Raw genomic sequence first — 18,710 nt, 5'->3', positions numbered from 1 at the left:
GCTTACCGGGCCTGCCGGGAAGTAGCGGTATCTGAAACAAACAGGCCGGGTAAGGCGAAACCGCCACCCGGCTTTTTTTAGCGCTTATCGTCGGCCAGTAACGGCGGGATCGTCGGCACCTGTGGTGCGTCATCGATATCCTTCTGCGTCATGCGAAACGCTTGCGGATAATGATCGCGGTGGGTCCGGCGTAGCGGCTCCGTGTCACGCCAGGTATACAGACAATGCTGGCACTGATAGACAGTCCAGACCCCTTTCACCGGTGATGTTGCCATCACCTCAATATGCTCATCAGCACAACGTGGACATATCATCTTTTCCTCCTTATTGGCGTGCAGCCAGCATCGCAGTCAGTTTTTCGGCCCAGGCCTTGGTTTCAGGTAAATCCTGTACCGGCTGGCTGAAGTGGCCCCGGTTGTCGGGTGCAACAGGCGTGGTGGCATCAATAATCAGTTTGTCGGTAATGCCTGCCGGGCTGGAGCCCGGGTCCAGTTCAAGCACCGACATATTCGACAACTGCACCAGATCGCCCGCCGGGTTCACCTTCGAGGACAGCGCCCACATCACCTGCGGCAGGTTGAACGGGTCAACGTCTTCATCCACCATAATCACCATCTTCACGTAGCCCAGGCCGTGCGGCGTGGTCATAGCACGTAAGCCGACTGCGCGGGCAAAGCCACCGTAGCGTTTTTTGGTGGAGATAATCGCCAGCAAACCGTGGGTATACATGGCATTGACCGCCTGCACTTCCGGAAATTCTGCTTTCAGCTGCTGGTAGAGCGGTACACAGGTAGCCGGGCCCATCAGGTAGTCAATTTCGGTCCACGGCATGCCGAGGTAGAGGGATTCAAAAATGGGTTTTGTGCGGTAAGACACTTTATCAATACGCACCACCGTCATGTTACGGCCACCAGAGTAGTGCCCGGTAAACTCACCAAAGGGTCCTTCGATTTCGCGCTTGCGGCCTTCAATCACCCCTTCCAGAATGACTTCAGATCCCCACGGTACATCAAAGCCGGTCAGCGGTGCCGTCGCAATGGGATAGGGGCTTTCGCGCAGCGCACCGGCCATCTCATACTCAGATTGATCGTATTTCAGCGGCGTCGCGCCCATAAGTGTAATAATCGGATCATTGCCAAGCGTAATCGCGACCGGCAGATCTTCACCGCGCTCTTCCGCTTTATGCAAATGCAGGGCGATATCGTGCATCGGAACCGGTTGCAGACCCAGCTTGCGTTTTCCCTTCACTTCCATGCGATAGATACCGACGTTCTGCTTGCCGAAGTTATCCGCATCAAGCGGATCGCGCGAAACGACGCACGCTTTGTCGAGGTAAAAACCGCCGTCACCGTCGTTCAGACGGAACAGCGGCAGGATGTCGAAAAGGTTAATGTCTTCACCCTCCACCGTATTTTGAGCCCAGGCGGGATCTGCACGGCGCTCTGGCGTGACGGGGAATTTATCCCAGCGGCGAATAAACTCATCAATCTGTTTTTTGACGGGGGTGTTCGCGGGCAGTCCCATAGAAATGGCGTGATTCTGCCAGGAACCAATGGTGTTCATTACCACCCGGGCATCGGTAAACCCGCGAATATTATCGAACCACAGCGCCGGTGCGCCGTCACCAATACGGCCTGTGGCGTTGGCTGCCGCGGCCAGGTCCGGTTCTGCATTCACCTCTTCTTCAATTTTCAGCAGTTGCCCTTGCTCATCGAGCGCCTGCAGGAAGCTTCTCAAATCATCAAATGCCATCTTTATTCTCCTGTGAAAAATGTTTTGCTTCCCGCAACCCGTTCCAGCGGCGCGCTTTTTTGTGCTCCAGACCAAACTGGTCGAGCACGCGGGTCACAATGTGATGGGTGATATCGTCGGCGGTCTGCGGGTGGTTGTAATACGCGGGCATCGGCGGCACCATTGCCACGCCCATACGGGACAGTGCGAGCATATTCTCAAGATGAATGGTGCTGAGCGGGGTTTCACGAGGAACCAGCACCAGTTTGCGCCCCTCTTTCAGCACCACATCTGCCGCACGGCCCACCAGTCCTTCGGCATAGCCTGCGCGAATGCCTGCCAGGGTTTTCATACTGCAGGGAATGACGATCATGCCGTCGGTGCGAAACGAGCCGGATGAGATAGTGGCAGCCTGATCGGCCGGGCTGTGGACAACATCGGCCAGCGCAGCCACATCCTGTGCGGTGTAGGGCGTCTCCAGCTCAATGGTGGTTTTTGCCCATTTCGACATGACCAGATGGGTCTCCACCTCCGGCATGTCACGTAATGCCTGCAGCAACGCTACGCCCAGCGGCGCGCCCGTTGCGCCCGTCATTCCAACTATCAATCTCATTCAGCACCTCAATTAATTCGTTCGCATACGAACATGTTAGGTACGTTACTCCCGGATCCTGTTTCTGACAATATTGTTCGTACACGATCACATTAATTGCTAAAAATTGCCGCGTTAAAATCCTGGGCAAGAGCGGCTATCATAGGGAGAGAATTTTTCGTCGGAGTGTTCATGGAACTGAGACAAGAGGCGTTTCACCTGTTACGCCAGCTTTTTCAACAGCATACTGCCCGTTGGCAACATGCATTGCCGGAACTGACCAAACCGCAGTACGCGGTATTGCGGTCTATTGCCGAAAATCCGGGGATTGAGCAAGTTGCGCTGACAGAAGTGGCGGTCAGCACAAAGGCGACGCTCGCGGAGATGCTGAGCCGCATGGAGGCGCGTGGACTGGTAAAACGCGAGCACGATCCGGCGGACAAGCGTCGTCGTTTCGTCTTCCTGACGCCGGAAGGTGAAGCGCTGCTTGCCAGCTGTAAACCGATCGGCAATGACGTGGACGAGGCGTTTTTAGGGCGGCTGAGCAACGACGAGCGGGCGCAATTCTCCGCACTCGTCAAAAAAATGATGCGCGACTAGTTAACCCGGGTGCGCATAAAGTCGATCAAGGTGCGCACTTTCGCAGGCACATGCGGGGCATCGGGATAAACCGCATAGATGCCCTGCCGCGCAAAGGTATATTCCGGTAAAACCGACACCAGCTTGCCGTCATCAAGCGCATGGCGCACCAGCCACTCCGGCAACAGCGCCACGCCACATCCCGCGAGCGCAAAGGCCATCAGCGCCTGAGCACTGTCCGCAAACAAACGCGGTGCTTTTTTAATTTCCAGCGTGGCGGGCTCACCGCAGGCATCGTTCACCTGCCAGCGCAGCGGCGAGGCTAAGCGCTCATGAATAATCCAGTCAGCTTTCGCCAACTGTTCAAGCGATTCTACAGGATGGTTACGCAGCCAGCCGGGCGTCGCTACGGGGAAAATAGAGAACTGCGTTATCAATGCCGCGTGGTAGCGTGAATCGGCAAGGGTTCCCAGCCGGATGGCGACATCAAAGCGCTCTGAAATCAAATCGGCATGCAGTGAAGACGAAACGTGACGCACGCGAAGGTCCGGGTGTTGCTGGCTAAACTCAGCCAGTAACGGAACCACAACCTGCGAGCCGTACTCCGGTGTGGTGGTGATCCGCAACTCCCCCGTGAGACCTGCATGGTTTGCACGGACGTCGTCCTTCAGGCGTTCCGCGTCCTTTAAAAGCGCGACGCTCCGTTGATGGAAAAGCCTCCCCGCCTCGGTTAACGTCAGTCGACGGGTGGAACGCAGCAACAGGGTGACACCCAGTTCATCTTCCAGCTGGCGGATATTGAAGCTGACCACCGCTTTTGTCAGCCCCATTGCCTCTGCTGCGGCGGTGAAACTGCCGGTATCTGCGATGGCGACAAACATCGCGGTACGCTGCAAATTAATCATGGTCAGCCCCATTACTGTCAAAAATTTTTTGACAGTATATCGCGCTTTATAACGTTTATCCGTACCTCTCTGCCCGATACGATACGCCCCTCACTGGAGGTGCCGCCATGTCGTATCGCAGCAAAGTCGCCGTTGTCTATCTGCTGGGCTTTTTTCTTGATTTAATTAATATGTTTATCGCCAGCGTCGCTTTCCCGGCAATGGCTCAGGCGTTCAACGCCACGCCCTCATCGCTTGCCTGGGTCAGTAACGGCTATATTGCCGGTCTGACACTCGTCATCCCCTTCAGCACCCTGCTGACGCGCAGGCTCGGGCCGAAGCATGTCATTCTGCTTTCGCTTTTTCTCTTTAGCGCCGCCTCCGTTGCGGCAGGTTTGTCGTCCTCACTTGAGAGCCTGATTGCCTGGCGAGTGCTGCAGGGCATGGGAGGGGGTTTACTGATCCCGGTCGGACAGGCGCTGGCCTGGCAACAGTTTAAACCCCATGAGCGTGCCAGGCTCTCCTCAGCGGTCATGCTGGTTGCATTGCTTGCGCCTGCATGCTCACCCGCCGTGGGGGGAGTGCTGGTTCAGGCACTCAGCTGGCGATGGATATTTTTTGCCACAACGCCTGTCGCCGCCGTGACGTTTTTCCTGGCCTGCGTGTGGCTTAAGAATGAGAGGCCCCCCGTGAAAGCGAGCAGGCTGTTAAACCTGCCCCTGCTGGCCGACCCGCTGCTGCGTTTTTCCATGCTTGTCTATTTGTGCGTACCCGGCATGTTTATTGGGGTGAACGTCACGGGGATGTATTATCTTCAGAGCGAGGCGCACATGACACCGGCCGCAACGGGGATGCTGATGCTGCCATGGTCTCTGGCCTCGTTTATGGCGATCACCGCGACCGGACGTTATTTTAACCGCGTGGGTCCCCGGCCTCTCATTGTCGTGGGTTGCCTGTTACAGGCGCTGGGCGTTTTACTGCTGCTTAACGTCAGCCCGACTACCACAGTGTTGTTACCTGGCGTCGCGTTTACGTTAATGGGCGCGGGCGGCAGTCTTTGCAGCAGTACGGCGCAAAGCAGCGCATTTTTAACGACGGCGCGCGACGATATGCCTGACGCCAGCGCGCTATGGAATCTTAATCGTCAGATCAGTTTTTTTGCCGGGGCATTCCTGCTCTCGCAGGTGCTGAACCTGACACTGGCGTTTTTCACGCCGCTCGCCGCATGGCACTGGATGTTTAGTGTTGCTGCGGCCATCACATTACTGCCCGTCGTGTACGTCTTTCGTCTTAACAACACGCAGGTGCTTTCAGAGGTGCAACAGGAGAAACCATGACCCATTTCGAACAGGACATTATCGACGTTCACGTTATGCTGGAGAACTGGTTGGGTAAGGGCGAAGGGGATGTTGACGCCCTGCTTGCCCACTTTCAGCCGGATTTTATGATGCTCACCCCAGGTGGCGTCCATTTCGACTATAACGCGCTTGTCGGTTTCCTGGACATTCAGCGCGGCAGCCGTCCTGGTCTGGAGATTGTTCTTGATGAGATAACGACGCTACAGACGTGGGCCAACGGCGCAGTGCTTCACTACCGGGAAACGCAAACTCGCCCGGATCAGCCCGTCAATGTGCGCTGGTCAACCGCCGTGCTCAATCAGAAGGATGGCAAGATAACGTGGCGTTTGCTGCACGAAACGGCACAACCGTAACGCAAAAGAAAAAGGCCCGTCTCACGACGGGCCTTTTTTGATGAAAGATTGCTTATTCGCGGAACAGCGCTTCGATATTCAGACCTTGCCCCTGCAGGATTTCACGCAGGCGACGCAGACCTTCAACCTGAATCTGACGAACACGTTCACGGGTCAGGCCAATTTCGCGGCCGACGTCTTCCAGTGTTGCAGCTTCATACCCCAGTAAACCGAAACGACGTGCCAGCACTTCACGCTGTTTGGCGTTCAGTTCGAACAGCCATTTGACGATGCTCTGTTTCATGTCATCGTCCTGCGTGGTGTCTTCCGGACCGTTGTCTTTTTCATCGGCCAGGATGTCCAGCAGCGCTTTTTCGGAGTCGCCACCCAACGGGGTGTCAACGGAGGTAATGCGCTCGTTGAGACGCAGCATACGGCTTACGTCATCAACCGGTTTATCAAGTTGTTCGGCGATCTCTTCCGCGCTTGGCTCGTGGTCCAGTTTATGGGACAACTCGCGCGCAGTACGCAGATAGACGTTCAACTCTTTGACGATGTGAATCGGCAGGCGAATCGTACGGGTTTGGTTCATAATCGCCCGTTCGATGGTCTGACGAATCCACCAGGTCGCGTAGGTTGAGAAACGGAACCCGCGTTCCGGGTCAAACTTCTCAACTGCGCGGATGAGACCTAAGTTGCCCTCTTCAATCAGATCCAGCAGAGCCAGACCTCGATTGCCGTAACGACGGGCAATTTTCACGACCAGACGCAAGTTACTTTCAATCATGCGACGGCGCGAGGCAACATCACCACGCAAAGCACGACGTGCGAAATAGACTTCTTCTTCGGCCGTTAACAGTGGGGAGTAACCAATCTCCCCAAGGTAAAGCTGAGTCGCGTCCAGTACACGCTGTGTGGCGCCCTGCGATAACAGCTCTTCTTCAGCCAAATCGTTATCACTGGGTTCCTCTTCTACTAAGGCTTTTTCATCAAAAGCCTCTGCTCCGTTCTCATCAAATTCCGCATCTTCATTTAAATCATGAACTTTCAGCGTATTCTGACTCATAAGGTGGCTCCTACCCGTGATCCCTGAACGAGACACCCTGGCTGGCATGCCCCGTCAACTTATCGCTGCGGCAAATACTGCAGCGGGTTTACGGATTTCCCCTTGTAACGAATTTCAAAATGCAAGCGTGTAGAACTGGTGCCGGTGCTACCCATGGTAGCGATTTTTTGCCCCGCCTTAACTTCTTGTTGTTCCCGGACCAGCATTGTGTCGTTATGGGCGTAGGCACTCAGGTAATCATCGTTATGTTTGATGATAATAAGATTACCGTAACCGCGCAGAGCGTTACCGGCATATACAACACGACCGTCTGCGGTCGCGATAATAGCCTGTCCCTTATTCCCTGCGATATCGATCCCTTTATTTCCTCCCTCGGAGGAAGAGAAGTTTTCGATAACCTTGCCGTCAGTTGGCCAGCGCCATGCAGAAATTGGCGAACTGGAGGTCATACTGCTGGCAGTCGGTTCAGTAGAGCTAACCACAGGTGCCGTAGTCGGTGCTGTGACAACAGTCGCAGTCCCTTTATTATTCGGCAACATTTTGTTAGCAGTCTGATCACCTGAATCCTCAGAATACGTAATTACCGGTTGTGAAGCAACCACCGTGGTGGATTTTTGTGCAGGCTTAACGCTGTTATTTTGCGCAGTGACATCGGCCGCTGAAACGGTGTTGCCAGGCGTGAGCGGCGTACCCGTCGCATTGCCCACCTGGAGCGTCTGGCCGACTTCCAGACCATACGGGGCCTGGACGTTATTACGCTGCGCCAGGTCACGGAAATCGTTCCCGGTGATCCACGCAATATAGAACAGCGTGTCGCCGCGTTTTACGGTATAGGTGCTCCCACCGGTATAGCTACCTTTCGGAATGTTCCCATACTGGCGGTTATACACTATGCGGCCATTTTGAGTCTGCACAGGGTGTTCCACTGGCTGAACCTGTGTTGGCTGCGTAACAGGAGGCTGCATTGGCTGAATGGGCGGATTTTGTTGTGCCGCAGCAGTGCCCATTTTAGGCGGAGGCGTGATCAACATTCCGCTGGACGTGTTACCCGAGCTGCTGGATCCCCCCACGGAACTGACGGGCGCAGGTGCATTATTAGAACTTGTACAGCCTGCCAGCCAGAGCGAAACCAGTGATAATGCCGCAACACGGCTGATGGTGAATTTAGGGCTTCCCGCGCTCATTTATCCCCCAGGAATGTGTTAACTACCAGTGACTTAAAATTTACCGTGATGACACGAATCTTTCGCGCCACACCATACGCTGAATTTGCCTTAATAACCCTGGATAATTCTGAGTCTCAGGCCAACTCCCCCTTTACCAGAGGAACAAAGCGCACGGCTTCCACGGTATCGATAATAAACTCGCCGCCACGCCGACGAACGCGCTTCAGGAGCTGTTGCTCGTCCCCGACAGGCAGAACAAGAATGCCGCCTTCATCCAGCTGCGATAACAGAGCAGCGGGAATTTCAGGTGGAGCAGCCGTCACGATGATCGCGTCAAACGGGGCGCGTGCCTGCCAACCCTGCCATCCATCACCGTGTCGTGTCGAAACGTTATGTAAATCAAGTTGTTTCAGGCGACGACGCGCCTGCCACTGCAAACCTTTAATACGCTCAACGGAGCAAACATGGTGCACCAGATGCGCCAGGATCGCGGTTTGGTACCCCGACCCGGTGCCAATTTCCAGCACGCGCGAATGGGGCGTGAGCTCCAGCAGCTCCGTCATACGCGCTACCATGTAAGGCTGTGAAATCGTCTGGCCCTGCCCGATAGGCAGCGCCACGTTTTCCCACGCTTTGTGTTCAAACGCCTCGTCTACAAATTTCTCACGCGGCACCTGGGCGAGCGCGTCGAGCACATGCTCGTCGCGGATCCCCTGAGCACGTAGCTGTTCCAGAAGAGTTTGTACACGTTTGCTTACCATTGCGCGTTCACTCCTGCGCGATCCAGCCAACCCGACACCACATCATGCGCACTATACGCGGTTAAATCTACATGCAGCGGCGTAACCGAGACATATCCTTCATCAACGGCGGCAAAGTCGGTATCCGGTCCGGCGTCACACTTGTCGCCAGGAGGACCAATCCAGTAAAGCGTATTGCCACGCGGATCCTGCTGCGGGATCACCTGGTCAGCCGGATGTCGGCTTCCGCAACGCGTTACGCGAATGCCTTTGATTTCACTCAGCGGCAGATCCGGCACGTTAATATTGAGGATGCGCCCGGTACGCAGCGGCTCGCGATTGAGCGCCCGCAGGAGAGAACAGGTCACCGCTGCCGCCGTGTCGTAGTGCGTGTGGCCGTTTAACGAAACGGCCAGCGCAGGGAACCCCAGATGGCGCCCTTCCATGGCGGCGGCCACGGTTCCGGAGTAAATCACATCGTCGCCAAGATTGGGCCCGGCGTTAATACCGGAGACGACGATGTCCGGGCGCGGGCGCATCAGCGCGTTCACGCCCAGAAAAACGCAGTCGGTCGGCGTGCCCATCTGGACGGCGATATCACCATTTTCAAAGATAAAGGTGCGAAGCGACGACTCCAGCGTCAGAGAGTTAGACGCTCCACTGCGGTTACGATCGGGTGCCACGACCTGCACTTCCGCAAATTCGCGAAGGTGTTTCGCCAGGGTCTGTATACCCGGCGCATGGATCCCGTCATCGTTACTCAGCAATATTCGCATAATCACCCGACGTGTTGATAAGTTCCCTGACAACACTGGTGGCAAAGCTACCTGCCGGCAGCCAGAAGCGTAACTCGACGGTTACGTCGTCCCACCAGTTCCAGCTCAACTGTTGCGGATAGAGCAGCATCGCACGGCGTGCCGCCTCGACTTTTTCCCGCACCAGCAATGTTTGTAATGCCTGCATATCAGCGACAGCAGACTGCTCAGCAGCCAGCGCATCGCCCTGCGTACCCCAGTCGCCCGTGCCGGGCAAGGCTGCGGTAATCATCAGCGTTTGAGTATCCACGCGCGACTGCACATCGGCCATTTCTTCAGCCGTTGCCACAAACCAACTCCCGCGTCCCGCTAATTGTAGCGCATCGCCGACAACAACTTGATTCGCGTCCGGTTTTTTCAGCCGTTCGCTCACAATCTGATTAAACAACGCACTGCGGGCCGCCGACAACCAAAAACTGCGTTTATTCCTGTCGCGGACCGGGGCATCGCTTTGCGCCCAGCGCAGTGCGCCGAGCAGGTTGCTGCCGCCGATACCAAAGCGCTGTGCGCCAAAATAGTTTGGTACGCCGCATGCGTTGATAGCGTTCAGGCGTTTTTCCACATCGTCACGGTCCGAAATCTCACGCAGTACCAGCGTAAAATGATTGCCCTTCAACGCGCCCAGACGCAGTTTGCGCTTATGGCGCGCGTATTCCAGTACCTTACAGCCCTCAAGCTCAAATTTGCTTAAATCAGGCATCGTATTACCCGGCACGCGCGCGCAGAGCCACTGTTCGGTGACGGCGTGTTTATCTTTCTGCCCGGCAAAGCTCACTTCGCGGGCATGAATTTTGAGGAATTTTGCCAGCGCATCGGCCACAAAACGGGTATTGCAGCCATTTTTCAGAATGCGTACCAGGATATGTTCGCCTTCGCCATCCGGCGCGAATCCCAGGTCTTCCACCACAACAAAATCTTCAGGGCTGGCTTTCAGCAGTCCGTTCCCCTGCGGTTTACCGTGCAGCCAGGTCAGGTTGTCGAAGTCCGTCATTGGCTTGCCTTCACCAGCAGCGCCACGGCTTCACAGGCAATCCCTTCACCACGACCGGTAAAGCCCAGTTTCTCTGTCGTCGTCGCTTTGACGTTAACATCATCCATGTGGCAACCGAGATCTTCTGCAATGAACACGCGCATTTGCGGGATATGCGGCAGCATTTTGGGGGCCTGAGCGATGATCGTCACATCCACGTTGCCGAGGGTGTAGCCTTTCGCCTGAATACGACGCCAGGCTTCACGCAGCAGCGCACGGCTGTCCGCACCTTTGAAGGCCGGGTCAGTGTCCGGGAACAGTTTACCGATATCGCCCAGTGCCGCAGCACCCAGCAATGCATCGGTCAGGGCATGTAATGCTACGTCGCCATCAGAATGCGCAAGCAACCCTTTTTCATAAGGAATGCGTACGCCGCCAATGATAATTGGGCCTTCTCCGCCAAAGGCGTGTACATCAAAACCGTGTCCAATTCGCATTATGCCTTCTCCTGATGGGTCGAACGGGTAAGATAAAATTCCGCGAGCTGTAAATCTTCCGGACGCGTCACTTTTATATTATCAGCGCGTCCTTCAACCAGCTCAGGATGGAAACCGCAATACTCCAGCGCCGAGGCTTCGTCCGTGATGGTCGCACCTTCTTTAAGCGCACGCGTTAAGCAGTCGTGGAGTAATTCGCGGGGGAAAAATTGGGGGGTCAGCGCGTGCCATAAATCGACGCGCTCAACGGTGTGCGCGATAGCCTGCTTGCCCGGCTCAGCGCGCTTCATGGTGTCGCGTACCGGGGCGGCAAGAATACCGCCGACCCGGCTGGTTTCGCTAAGCGCCAGCAGGCGCGCAAGGTCATCCTGATGCAGGCACGGACGGGCAGCGTCATGGACCAGAACCCATGGTGCCTCACCGGCGGCCTGAATGCCCGCCAGCACGGAATCGGCACGCTCGGCGCCGCCGTCAACAACGGTAATCTGCGGATGATTTGCCAGCGGTAACTGCGCGAAACGCGCATCACCCGGGCTGATAGCGATAATCACGCGCGTCACCCGCGGATGCGCCAGCAGCGCCGCCACAGAGTGTTCGAGGATCGTTTTATCGCCAATAGAGAGGTATTGCTTGGGACATTCTGTCTGCATGCGCCGGCCAAAACCCGCAGCCGGCACCACGGCGCATACGTCCGAAAAAGTTACTGCCATGTCGTAATCCTGGGCCTGATTATCGATTGTTTTGTGCTGAGCCCTGATTGCGTTTAGACGCATCCGGAACCAGACGATAAAAAGTTTCGCCCGGCTTAGTCATACTGAGTTCATTGCGTGCGCGTTCCTCAATCGCCTCTTGCCCGCCATTGAGGTCATCAATTTCAGCAAAGAGTTGATCGTTTCGCGCCTTAAGTTTGGCGTTTGTTGCCTGCTGAGCCGCGACGTCATCGCTTACCCGGCTATAGTCGTGCAGTCCGTTTTTACCGAACCACAGCGAATATTGCAGCCAGATCAGCAAAGCCAGCAACAGCAGCGTTAGTTTACCCATCCTGCCCCCTGAAAAACGGCATCATCATCCCAAAACGCCCCCAGATCTCTTTGCCGGGGTAACAGAGATGCCGCAACATCGCGGGCAAATGTACCACATTTTTTCCGCAGAATCGCCTTGCTCAATATCGTCACACAGTTGTTTACGGTTTGAATTATGGCTGAAGTTAGCCCATGAGCCACAAAAATAACAGACCAAACATCAGAACCACCGTCACAATCGTGACCACGGTACTGTAAAGGAGTTTGCCGTTAAGCAGCGAGTGCAGCGCAATACCGACGACAACTGCCACAGGCATCAGCGCCAGGAAGAAAGGCCAGGTATAGAGAAAGAAGAACAGCGTATTACCGCCGTAGATAAGAAAAGGGATGCCCAGGGCCAGCAACCACGAGACGAAGCCGACTATGGCCCCAGGAAAGGACCAGGTCGTCTCGTCGTCGGTCGCTAACGGCTCCGACCCGGTGGTAATAATGTAGTTCTCACTGTTGCGCATAGCTGATCCTGTGACCGTGACTCATCGTTCGGGAAGACAGCTCCCGAACGATACCGTCTCAGGATCTGATAATATCGTCCCGTCTGAGCAGGTCTAATAATTGGCTTACTAAATTTGTTACCAATTGTTGACCTTCCAGGTGAATTTCAGGCGATTCAGGCGCTTCGTACACCGAGTCAATACCGGTGAAGTTTCGCAGCTCTCCCGCACGCGCTTTCTTATACAGCCCTTTGGGATCGCGTGCTTCGCAAATTTCCAGCGGCGTATCGACAAACACTTCGATAAAGCGATCCTGCCCGACGCGCTCGCGCACCATCTGGCGTTCGGCACGATGCGGTGAGATAAACGCGGTCAGTACCACTAACCCGGCATCCGCCATCAGGCTGGCTACTTCCCCCACCCTGCGAATATTCTCTTTACGATCGTCGTCGCTGAAGCCCAAATCGCTGCACAGGCCGTGGCGCACATTGTCGCCATCCAGCAGGTAGGTACTGACCCCCTGCTGGTGTAGCGCCTCTTCCAGCGCGCCCGCTACCGTGGATTTACCAGAGCCGGATAGCCCGGTAAACCACAGTACCACGCCACGATGACCGTGAAGTTTCTCGCGCTGCGCGACGGTGACCGGATGAGGATGCCAGACGACGTTCTCATCATGGGCGGCCATTACTTGCCTCCCAGCAGATCGCGCGCACCCCAGTGCGGGAAGTGCTTACGCACCAGTGCATTCAGCTCCAGCTCAAAAGCGCTGAACTCAGAGGCTACCGTAGCTTGTTCATTTGGCTCACGCACCATACCGGCACCCACGGTCACGTTGGAGAGGCGATCGATAAAGATCAGCCCACCCGTTACCGGGTTCTGCTGGTAGGGATCCAGCACCAGCGGCTCGTCAAAGGTCACGTCGACCAGACCAATGCCGTTCAGCGGCAGCTCGGTGACGTCGCGCTGGGTCAGGTTATTGATGTCCACCTGGAACTGGATACCGTCCACGCGGGCACGGGTTTTCTTACCCGCGATTTTAATGTCGTAGCTCTGACCAGCGGTCAGCGGTTGTTCAGCCATCCACACCACATCAACGGAAGCCCCCTGCACCGCTGCCAGCGTCTCCTGAGCGTCCACCAGCAGATCGCCGCGGCTGATATCAATTTCATCTTTCAATACCAGCGTGACCGCTTCACCCGCACCGGCTTGCGGCAGATCGCCATCAAAGGTGACGATACGGCTGATGGTAGATTCCACACCAGACGGCAGAACTTTAACGCGCTGACCGACCACCACGGTGCCCGACGCGATAGTGCCGGAGAAACCGCGGAAATCAAGGTTAGGACGGTTAACGTACTGAACCGGGAAGCGCATCGGCTGGGTGTCGACCACGCGCTGGATCTCCACGGTTTCCAGCACTTCGAGCAGCGTCGGGCCGCTATACCACGGCATGTTCGCGCTCTGGGAAGCCACATTGTCGCCTTCCAGCGCAGAGAGCGGCACAAAGCGAATATCCAGGTTACCCGGCAGCTGTTCAGCAAACGTCAGGTAACTCTGGCGGATCTCATCAAACTTCTCTTCGCTGAAGTTCACCAGATCCATTTTGTTGACCGCCACCACCAGGTGTTTGATCCCCAGCAACGTGGAGATAAAGCTGTGGCGACGAGTCTGATCCAGTACCCCTTTACGAGCGTCAATCAGCAGGATCGCCAGTTCACAGGTAGACGCACCGGTCGCCATGTTACGGGTGTACTGCTCGTGCCCCGGGGTGTCGGCAATAATAAATTTGCGCTTCTCGGTGGAGAAATAGCGATACGCCACATCAATGGTGATGCCCTGCTCGCGCTCGGCCTGCAGGCCGTCCACCAGAAGCGCCAGGTCGAGTTTCTCGCCCTGGGTACCATGACGTTTACTGTCGTTGTGCAGGGAAGAGAGCTGATCTTCGTAAATCTGTCGCGTATCGTGCAGCAGACGGCCGATCAGCGTGCTTTTCCCGTCATCGACGCTGCCGCAGGTCAAAAAGCGCAGCAGGCTTTTGTGTTGTTGCGCGTGCAGATAAGCTTCTACGCCGCCTTCATTGGCAATTTGTTGAGCAATGGTCGTGTTCATGGCGGCTCCTTAGAAATAACCCTGACGTTTCTTCAGCTCCATGGAGCCTGCCTGGTCGCGGTCAATCACGCGGCCCTGTCGCTCACTGGTGGTCGACACCAGCATCTCTTCAATGATCTCCGGCAGCGTCTGCGCACTGGACTCCACGGCACCGGTCAATGGCCAGCAGCCGAGGGTACGGAAACGCACCATCTGTTTTTTGATCACTTCGCCTGGCTGCAGGTCGATGCGATCGTCATCGATCATCATCAGCATGCCGTCACGCTCCAGCACCGGACGTTCAGCGGCCAGGTACAGCGGCACGATCTCGATATTTTCCAGATAGATGTACTGCCAGATATCCAGCTCGGTCCAGTTGGAGAGCGGGAACACGCGAATGCTTTCGCCCTTGTTGATCTGGCCGTTGTAGTTATGCCACAGCTCCGGACGCTGGTTTTTTGGATCCCAGCGGTGGAAGCGGTCGCGGAAAGAGTAGATACGCTCTTTCGCACGGGATTTTTCTTCGTCGCGGCGTGCGCCGCCGAAGGCCGCGTCAAAACCATATTTGTTCAGCGCCTGCTTCAGCCCTTCGGTTTTCATGATGTCAGTGTGTTTGGCACTACCGTGCACGAACGGGTTAATGCCCATCGCCACCCCTTCCGGGTTTTTATGCACCAGCAGTTCGCAGCCGTAGGCTTTTGCCGTACGGTCGCGGAATTCATACATTTCACGGAACTTCCAGCCGGTATCAACGTGCAGCAGCGGGAACGGCAGCGTACCCGGGTAAAACGCTTTACGCGCCAGGTGTAGCATCACGCTGGAATCTTTACCGATGGAATACATCATCACCGGGTTAGAGAATTCGGCTGCCACTTCGCGGATAATATGGATACTTTCCGCTTCGAGCTGCCGCAGGTGAGTAAGTCGTTTTTGGTCCATAACCGTTCCTTAAGCCAGATTCACCACAGAGGAGCCAAACCCCTCTGAGTCTGTTGTATGTTGAAACCAGGCGAGTGTGCTGTGCAGGTGCACCACTTCCCCTACCACGATAAGCGCGGGCATAGGGGCCTCTTTCGCCAGGGTGGCAAGATCCTGTAGCGTACCGATAGCCACATGCTGATCGACGCGCGTGCCGCGAGAAATTACGGCGACCGGCGTGGTTGCCTCTCGACCGTGTTGAATAAGTTGTTCACTGATGTCCGCCGCCTTCATCGTGCCCATATAGATAGCCAGCGTCTGACGACTCTGGGCCAGATGAGACCAGTCAAACGGGGTGCTGTCCGCCTTGTAATGGCCCGTGACAAAGGTCACGCTCTGGGCGTAATCGCGGTGAGTAAGCGGTATACCGGCGTAGGCCGTCACTGCGGAAGCCGCCGTGATACCCGGGACGACCTGGAACGGCACGCCCGCTTCAGCCGCCGCCTGCAGCTCTTCCCCGCCGCGACCAAAGATAAACGGGTCGCCACCTTTAAGCCGCACCACCGTTTTGCCCGCTTTTGCCGCCGCCACCAGCATCTGGTTGGTGTCATGCTGCGGTACAGAGTGCTCGCCCGCCCTTTTGCCAACGCAGATTTGTTCTGCGTCACGGCGAATCAATTCGCGCACCCCGTCGGTGACCAGATGGTCATAGAACACCACATCGGCATCCTGAAGCACCTGCAGGCCGCGCAGGGTCAGCAGCCCGGCATCACCCGGCCCCGCACCGACCAGAATGATCTCGCCGCCGCTACTGCCAGGGTTATCCAGCTCATCTTCGAGGATCTGCTGCGCCGCCGTTTCATTCCCGGCATGCATCAGGCTGGCAAAACGACCGCGGAACACGCGTTCCCAAAAGCGACGGCGTTCCGTCACGCTGGTCAGGCGCGTTTTCAGATGGTTGCGCCAGAAGCTCGCTTTCTCCGCCATCCGCCCAAGGCTGGTAGGCAAAAGCGCTTCGATTTTTTCCCGCAGCACGCGTGCCAGCACCGGCGCGGTCCCGCCGGAGGAGATGGCCACCAGCAATGGCGAACGGTCAACAATCGACGGGAAGATAAACGAACACAGCGGCCGATCGTCCACCACGTTCACCAGACGGTGACGGGCCTGAGCCGCCTCTGAAATACGGCGGTTGAGCTCACGGTTATCGGTTGCCGCAATCACCAGCACCACGCTGTCGATTTGCGACTCGTCGAAATCCGCCTCGTCGACTATCCGTACCTGCGCCCCCGCTCGCTGCAGAAACGCGATTTTGCGATCGGCAACCTCACCGGTGCCGACTACCAGCACAGGTCTGTCTTTTATCGCGGCAAAAAGGGGCAGATAGTCCACAAGCTACAACTCACTAACAACAAGGAATAGTGGGACTATAGGGGGCGGCTTAGATCGAATGAAATTACGAATTGGAATGAGTAGTTACTCAATGGAATAACGCCGTGGAAAAGCAAAGATCAAAAAGTGCTTAACACGCGATTTTTCGGGCATTTAAGAGCAATTCAAATTGTGTATGGTCGATCACAGTTTCATACTAGGCGGGTTAAAATTTTGCTCTGTTTTTAAGGACTCACTATGTTTTCCGCAACGCGCCACCGTATCGCTGCCCTGGCGCTCGGCGTTTGCTTTATCCTTCCGGCCCAGGCAAAAAATCAGCCCTATGGTGAAATCGCGAATATGCAGGCGCGGCATATTGCGACCGTCTTTCCGGGTCGTATGACCGGCACGCCAGCGGAAATGCTTTCCGCCGATTATATTCGCCAGCAATTTGCTGACATGGGTTACCAGAGCGATATCCGATCGTTTCACAGCCGCTACGTCTATACCTCGCGCAATAAAACAAAAAACTGGCATAACGTGACCGGCAGTACGGTCATTGCGGCCCATGAAGGTAGCGCGGCGGAACAGATCATTATCATGGCGCACCTGGACACCTACGCGCCAATGAGCGACGCCGATACCGACAATAATCTCGGCGGGCTGACGTTACAGGGGCTGGATGATAACGCGGCGGGTCTGGGTGTGATGCTCGAACTGGCAGAGCGAATGAAAGACATTCCAACCCAATACGGGATCCGTTTCGTTGCCACCAGCGGTGAAGAAGAGGGAAAACTTGGCGCGGAGAATCTCCTGAAACGCATGAGTGCCGAGGAGAGGAAAAATACGCTGCTGGTGATTAACCTCGATAACCTGATCGTCGGCGATAAGCTCTATTTCAACAGCGGACAGAGTACGCCGGGTACCGTGCGTAAACTGACGCGCGACCGCGCGCTGGCAATCGCCCGCAGCCATGGGGTGTATGCCACCAGCAACCCGGGCGGGAATCCCGATTATCCTCGCGGAACCGGCTGCTGTAACGATGGTGAAGTGTTCGATAAAGCGGGCATTCCTGTTCTGTACGTGGAAGCCACTAACTGGATGCTGGGTAAGAAAGACGGTTATCAGCAGCGGGTGAAATCGAAGGCTTTCCCGGACGGGACGAGCTGGCATAACGTGCTGCTGGATAATCAGCAGCATATTGATAGCGCACTGCCGCAGCGAGTTGAACACCGCAGTCGGGATGTGGTTAAAGTGATGCTGCCGTTGGTGAAAGAGCTGGCAAAAGCTGGGAAAGCGTAGAACAGAACATGTCCCTCACCCTTTGTAAGAGGGTGAGGGAAAAGGGAACAGAATTTACCCTTCGTGCAATCCGCACTCGCGCTTGAGTCCAAAGAATCGCGTCTCTTCTTCCGCCATGCCCGGTTCCCATTTACGCGTGGTATGGGTATCGCCCACTGACAGATAACCCTGGTCCCAGAGCGGGTGGTATTTCAGTCCGTGTTTTTGCAGGTACTGGTAAACCGTACGGTTATCCCAGTCGATGATCGGCAGCACTTTAAACACCCCGCGCTGAACCGCCAGCACCGGGAGCGTGGCGCGACTTCCGGACTGCTCGCGGCGTAACCCCGCAAACCAGGTCTGCGCGTTAAGCTCTTTCAGCGCCCGGTTCATCGGCTCGACCTTGTTGATCTCATTGTATTTCTCAATGCCCTCAACGCCCTGTTCCCACAGTTTGCCATACCGCGCCTCCTGCCAGGCCGCGCTTTGCTCCGCACGGTAGACTTTCAGGTTCAGCCCGAGCTTGTCCGTCAGCTCATCGATAAACTGGTAGGTTTCCGGGAACAGGTAGCCGGTATCGGTCAGGATCACCGGAATGTCCGGACGAATCTGGTTCACCAGATGCAAACTCACCGCAGCCTGAATACCAAAACTTGACGAGAGCACATAATCACCCGGCAGGTTTTCCAGGGCCCATGCCACGCGGCCTTCGGCGTCGAGCTTTTCAAGCTGCGCATTGGTTTCTGCCAGCGCCAGAATGCGATCGACTTTTGGCAGTTCATTTAGGGCGTTTAGATCGAGTACGGACATAA

Annotated in this window: 22 protein-coding genes; 4 read left to right on the top strand and 18 right to left on the bottom strand. The window is 56.0% G+C overall.

The window, feature by feature from the left end; translation table 11 throughout:
• Positions 1–77 precede the first annotated feature (77 nt).
• Genes BH714_RS21985 through BH714_RS21975 form a run of 3 tightly spaced genes read right to left on the bottom strand, consistent with a single transcriptional unit; the run spans position 78 to position 2,344 of the window.
• Entirely contained in the window at positions 78–314 is a 237-nt protein-coding gene (locus BH714_RS21985; RefSeq protein WP_014171381.1) for a non-oxidative hydroxyarylic acid decarboxylases subunit D, read from the bottom strand.
• 10 nt (positions 315–324) lie between these two features.
• On the bottom strand, positions 325–1,752 hold the full coding sequence (locus BH714_RS21980; RefSeq protein ID WP_025203369.1) for a non-oxidative hydroxyarylic acid decarboxylases subunit C: 1,428 nt from the start codon (positions 1,750–1,752) through the stop codon (positions 325–327).
• Complete coding sequence (locus tag BH714_RS21975; protein WP_014171383.1) at positions 1,742–2,344, bottom strand: non-oxidative hydroxyarylic acid decarboxylases subunit B; 603 nt, start codon at positions 2,342–2,344, stop codon at positions 1,742–1,744. Before BH714_RS21975 ends, BH714_RS21980 begins: the two co-directional genes overlap by 11 nt.
• A 171-nt stretch (positions 2,345–2,515) precedes the next feature.
• On the opposite strand from BH714_RS21975, the gene BH714_RS21970 reads away from it, so the two are divergent.
• The gene (locus tag BH714_RS21970) at positions 2,516–2,923 is read left to right on the top strand and encodes a MarR family winged helix-turn-helix transcriptional regulator (RefSeq protein ID WP_025203368.1); all 408 of its coding nucleotides are present in this window, start codon (positions 2,516–2,518) and stop codon (positions 2,921–2,923) included.
• Here the strand turns inward: BH714_RS21970 and BH714_RS21965 are convergent.
• Complete coding sequence (locus BH714_RS21965; RefSeq protein WP_040018913.1) at positions 2,920–3,807, bottom strand: LysR family transcriptional regulator; 888 nt, start codon at positions 3,805–3,807, stop codon at positions 2,920–2,922. The two genes, BH714_RS21970 and BH714_RS21965, sit on opposite strands and share 4 nt — an antisense overlap.
• 107 nt (positions 3,808–3,914) lie before the next feature.
• Between BH714_RS21965 and BH714_RS21960 the strand changes: the two genes are divergently transcribed.
• Both BH714_RS21960 and BH714_RS21955 read left to right on the top strand, forming a co-directional pair.
• Positions 3,915–5,123, top strand: a complete 1,209-nt coding sequence (locus BH714_RS21960) for an MFS transporter (RefSeq protein WP_040018912.1) — start codon at positions 3,915–3,917, stop codon at positions 5,121–5,123.
• Positions 5,120–5,497 carry a DUF4440 domain-containing protein gene (locus BH714_RS21955; protein ID WP_040018911.1) on the top strand — a complete coding sequence of 126 codons (378 nt, stop codon included), beginning with the start codon at positions 5,120–5,122 and terminating at the stop codon, positions 5,495–5,497. Before BH714_RS21960 ends, BH714_RS21955 begins: the two co-directional genes overlap by 4 nt.
• Positions 5,498–5,549: 52 nt before the next feature.
• On the opposite strand, the gene rpoS is transcribed toward BH714_RS21955, so the two are convergent.
• The 13 genes from rpoS to cysG form a co-directional block, all read right to left on the bottom strand.
• Complete coding sequence (gene rpoS, locus BH714_RS21950; protein WP_013098493.1) at positions 5,550–6,542, bottom strand: RNA polymerase sigma factor RpoS; 993 nt, start codon at positions 6,540–6,542, stop codon at positions 5,550–5,552.
• A gap of 59 nt (positions 6,543–6,601) precedes the next feature.
• Positions 6,602–7,726, bottom strand: coding sequence for a murein hydrolase activator NlpD (gene nlpD, locus BH714_RS21945; protein WP_020883821.1), 1,125 nt, complete (start codon positions 7,724–7,726; stop codon positions 6,602–6,604).
• A 116-nt stretch (positions 7,727–7,842) separates the two neighbouring features.
• Positions 7,843–8,469 (bottom strand): protein-L-isoaspartate(D-aspartate) O-methyltransferase, encoded by a 627-nt coding sequence (locus BH714_RS21940; RefSeq protein WP_020883820.1) that lies wholly within the window; start codon positions 8,467–8,469, stop codon positions 7,843–7,845.
• Positions 8,463–9,224, bottom strand: coding sequence for a 5'/3'-nucleotidase SurE (gene surE / locus BH714_RS21935; protein ID WP_040018910.1), 762 nt, complete (start codon positions 9,222–9,224; stop codon positions 8,463–8,465). Before surE ends, BH714_RS21940 begins: the two co-directional genes overlap by 7 nt.
• Positions 9,205–10,254 carry a tRNA pseudouridine(13) synthase TruD gene (gene truD / locus BH714_RS21930; RefSeq protein WP_014171393.1) on the bottom strand — a complete coding sequence of 350 codons (1,050 nt, stop codon included), beginning with the start codon at positions 10,252–10,254 and terminating at the stop codon, positions 9,205–9,207. The genes surE and truD overlap by 20 nt, the downstream gene beginning before the upstream one ends.
• Positions 10,251–10,730, bottom strand: coding sequence for a 2-C-methyl-D-erythritol 2,4-cyclodiphosphate synthase (gene ispF, locus BH714_RS21925; RefSeq protein WP_014171394.1), 480 nt, complete (start codon positions 10,728–10,730; stop codon positions 10,251–10,253). Before ispF ends, truD begins: the two co-directional genes overlap by 4 nt.
• Positions 10,730–11,440 (bottom strand): 2-C-methyl-D-erythritol 4-phosphate cytidylyltransferase, encoded by a 711-nt coding sequence (ispD, locus tag BH714_RS21920; RefSeq protein ID WP_040018909.1) that lies wholly within the window; start codon positions 11,438–11,440, stop codon positions 10,730–10,732. The genes ispF and ispD overlap by 1 nt, the downstream gene beginning before the upstream one ends.
• Positions 11,441–11,459: 19 nt before the next feature.
• Positions 11,460–11,771 (bottom strand): cell division protein FtsB, encoded by a 312-nt coding sequence (ftsB, locus tag BH714_RS21915; RefSeq protein WP_008499609.1) that lies wholly within the window; start codon positions 11,769–11,771, stop codon positions 11,460–11,462.
• 166 nt (positions 11,772–11,937) lie between these two features.
• Entirely contained in the window at positions 11,938–12,264 is a 327-nt protein-coding gene (locus tag BH714_RS21910) for a DUF3561 family protein (RefSeq protein WP_014171396.1), read from the bottom strand.
• A 58-nt stretch (positions 12,265–12,322) separates the two neighbouring features.
• Complete coding sequence (gene cysC, locus BH714_RS21905; RefSeq protein WP_014171397.1) at positions 12,323–12,928, bottom strand: adenylyl-sulfate kinase; 606 nt, start codon at positions 12,926–12,928, stop codon at positions 12,323–12,325.
• Entirely contained in the window at positions 12,928–14,352 is a 1,425-nt protein-coding gene (gene cysN / locus BH714_RS21900; RefSeq protein WP_040018908.1) for a sulfate adenylyltransferase subunit CysN, read from the bottom strand. Before cysN ends, cysC begins: the two co-directional genes overlap by 1 nt.
• Positions 14,353–14,361: 9 nt before the next feature.
• Positions 14,362–15,270, bottom strand: coding sequence for a sulfate adenylyltransferase subunit CysD (gene cysD / locus BH714_RS21895; RefSeq protein ID WP_006811770.1), 909 nt, complete (start codon positions 15,268–15,270; stop codon positions 14,362–14,364).
• Positions 15,271–15,279: 9 nt separating this feature from the next.
• On the bottom strand, positions 15,280–16,629 hold the full coding sequence (cysG, locus tag BH714_RS21890; RefSeq protein ID WP_194373031.1) for a siroheme synthase CysG: 1,350 nt from the start codon (positions 16,627–16,629) through the stop codon (positions 15,280–15,282).
• A gap of 246 nt (positions 16,630–16,875) precedes the next feature.
• On the opposite strand from cysG, the gene BH714_RS21885 reads away from it, so the two are divergent.
• Positions 16,876–17,919 (top strand): aminopeptidase, encoded by a 1,044-nt coding sequence (locus BH714_RS21885; protein ID WP_020883813.1) that lies wholly within the window; start codon positions 16,876–16,878, stop codon positions 17,917–17,919.
• 54 nt (positions 17,920–17,973) lie between these two features.
• Here the strand turns inward: BH714_RS21885 and cysH are convergent, their stop codons facing one another.
• Positions 17,974–18,708, bottom strand: a complete 735-nt coding sequence (gene cysH, locus BH714_RS21880) for a phosphoadenosine phosphosulfate reductase (protein ID WP_014171401.1) — start codon at positions 18,706–18,708, stop codon at positions 17,974–17,976.
• Positions 18,709–18,710 lie beyond the last annotated feature (2 nt).

It is taken from the genome of Enterobacter ludwigii, from assembly GCF_001750725.1.
Classification (GTDB): domain Bacteria; phylum Pseudomonadota; class Gammaproteobacteria; order Enterobacterales; family Enterobacteriaceae; genus Enterobacter; species Enterobacter ludwigii.
Note: the sequence above shows the minus strand (reverse complement) of the source record. Positions and strands in the feature narration are given on the sequence as shown.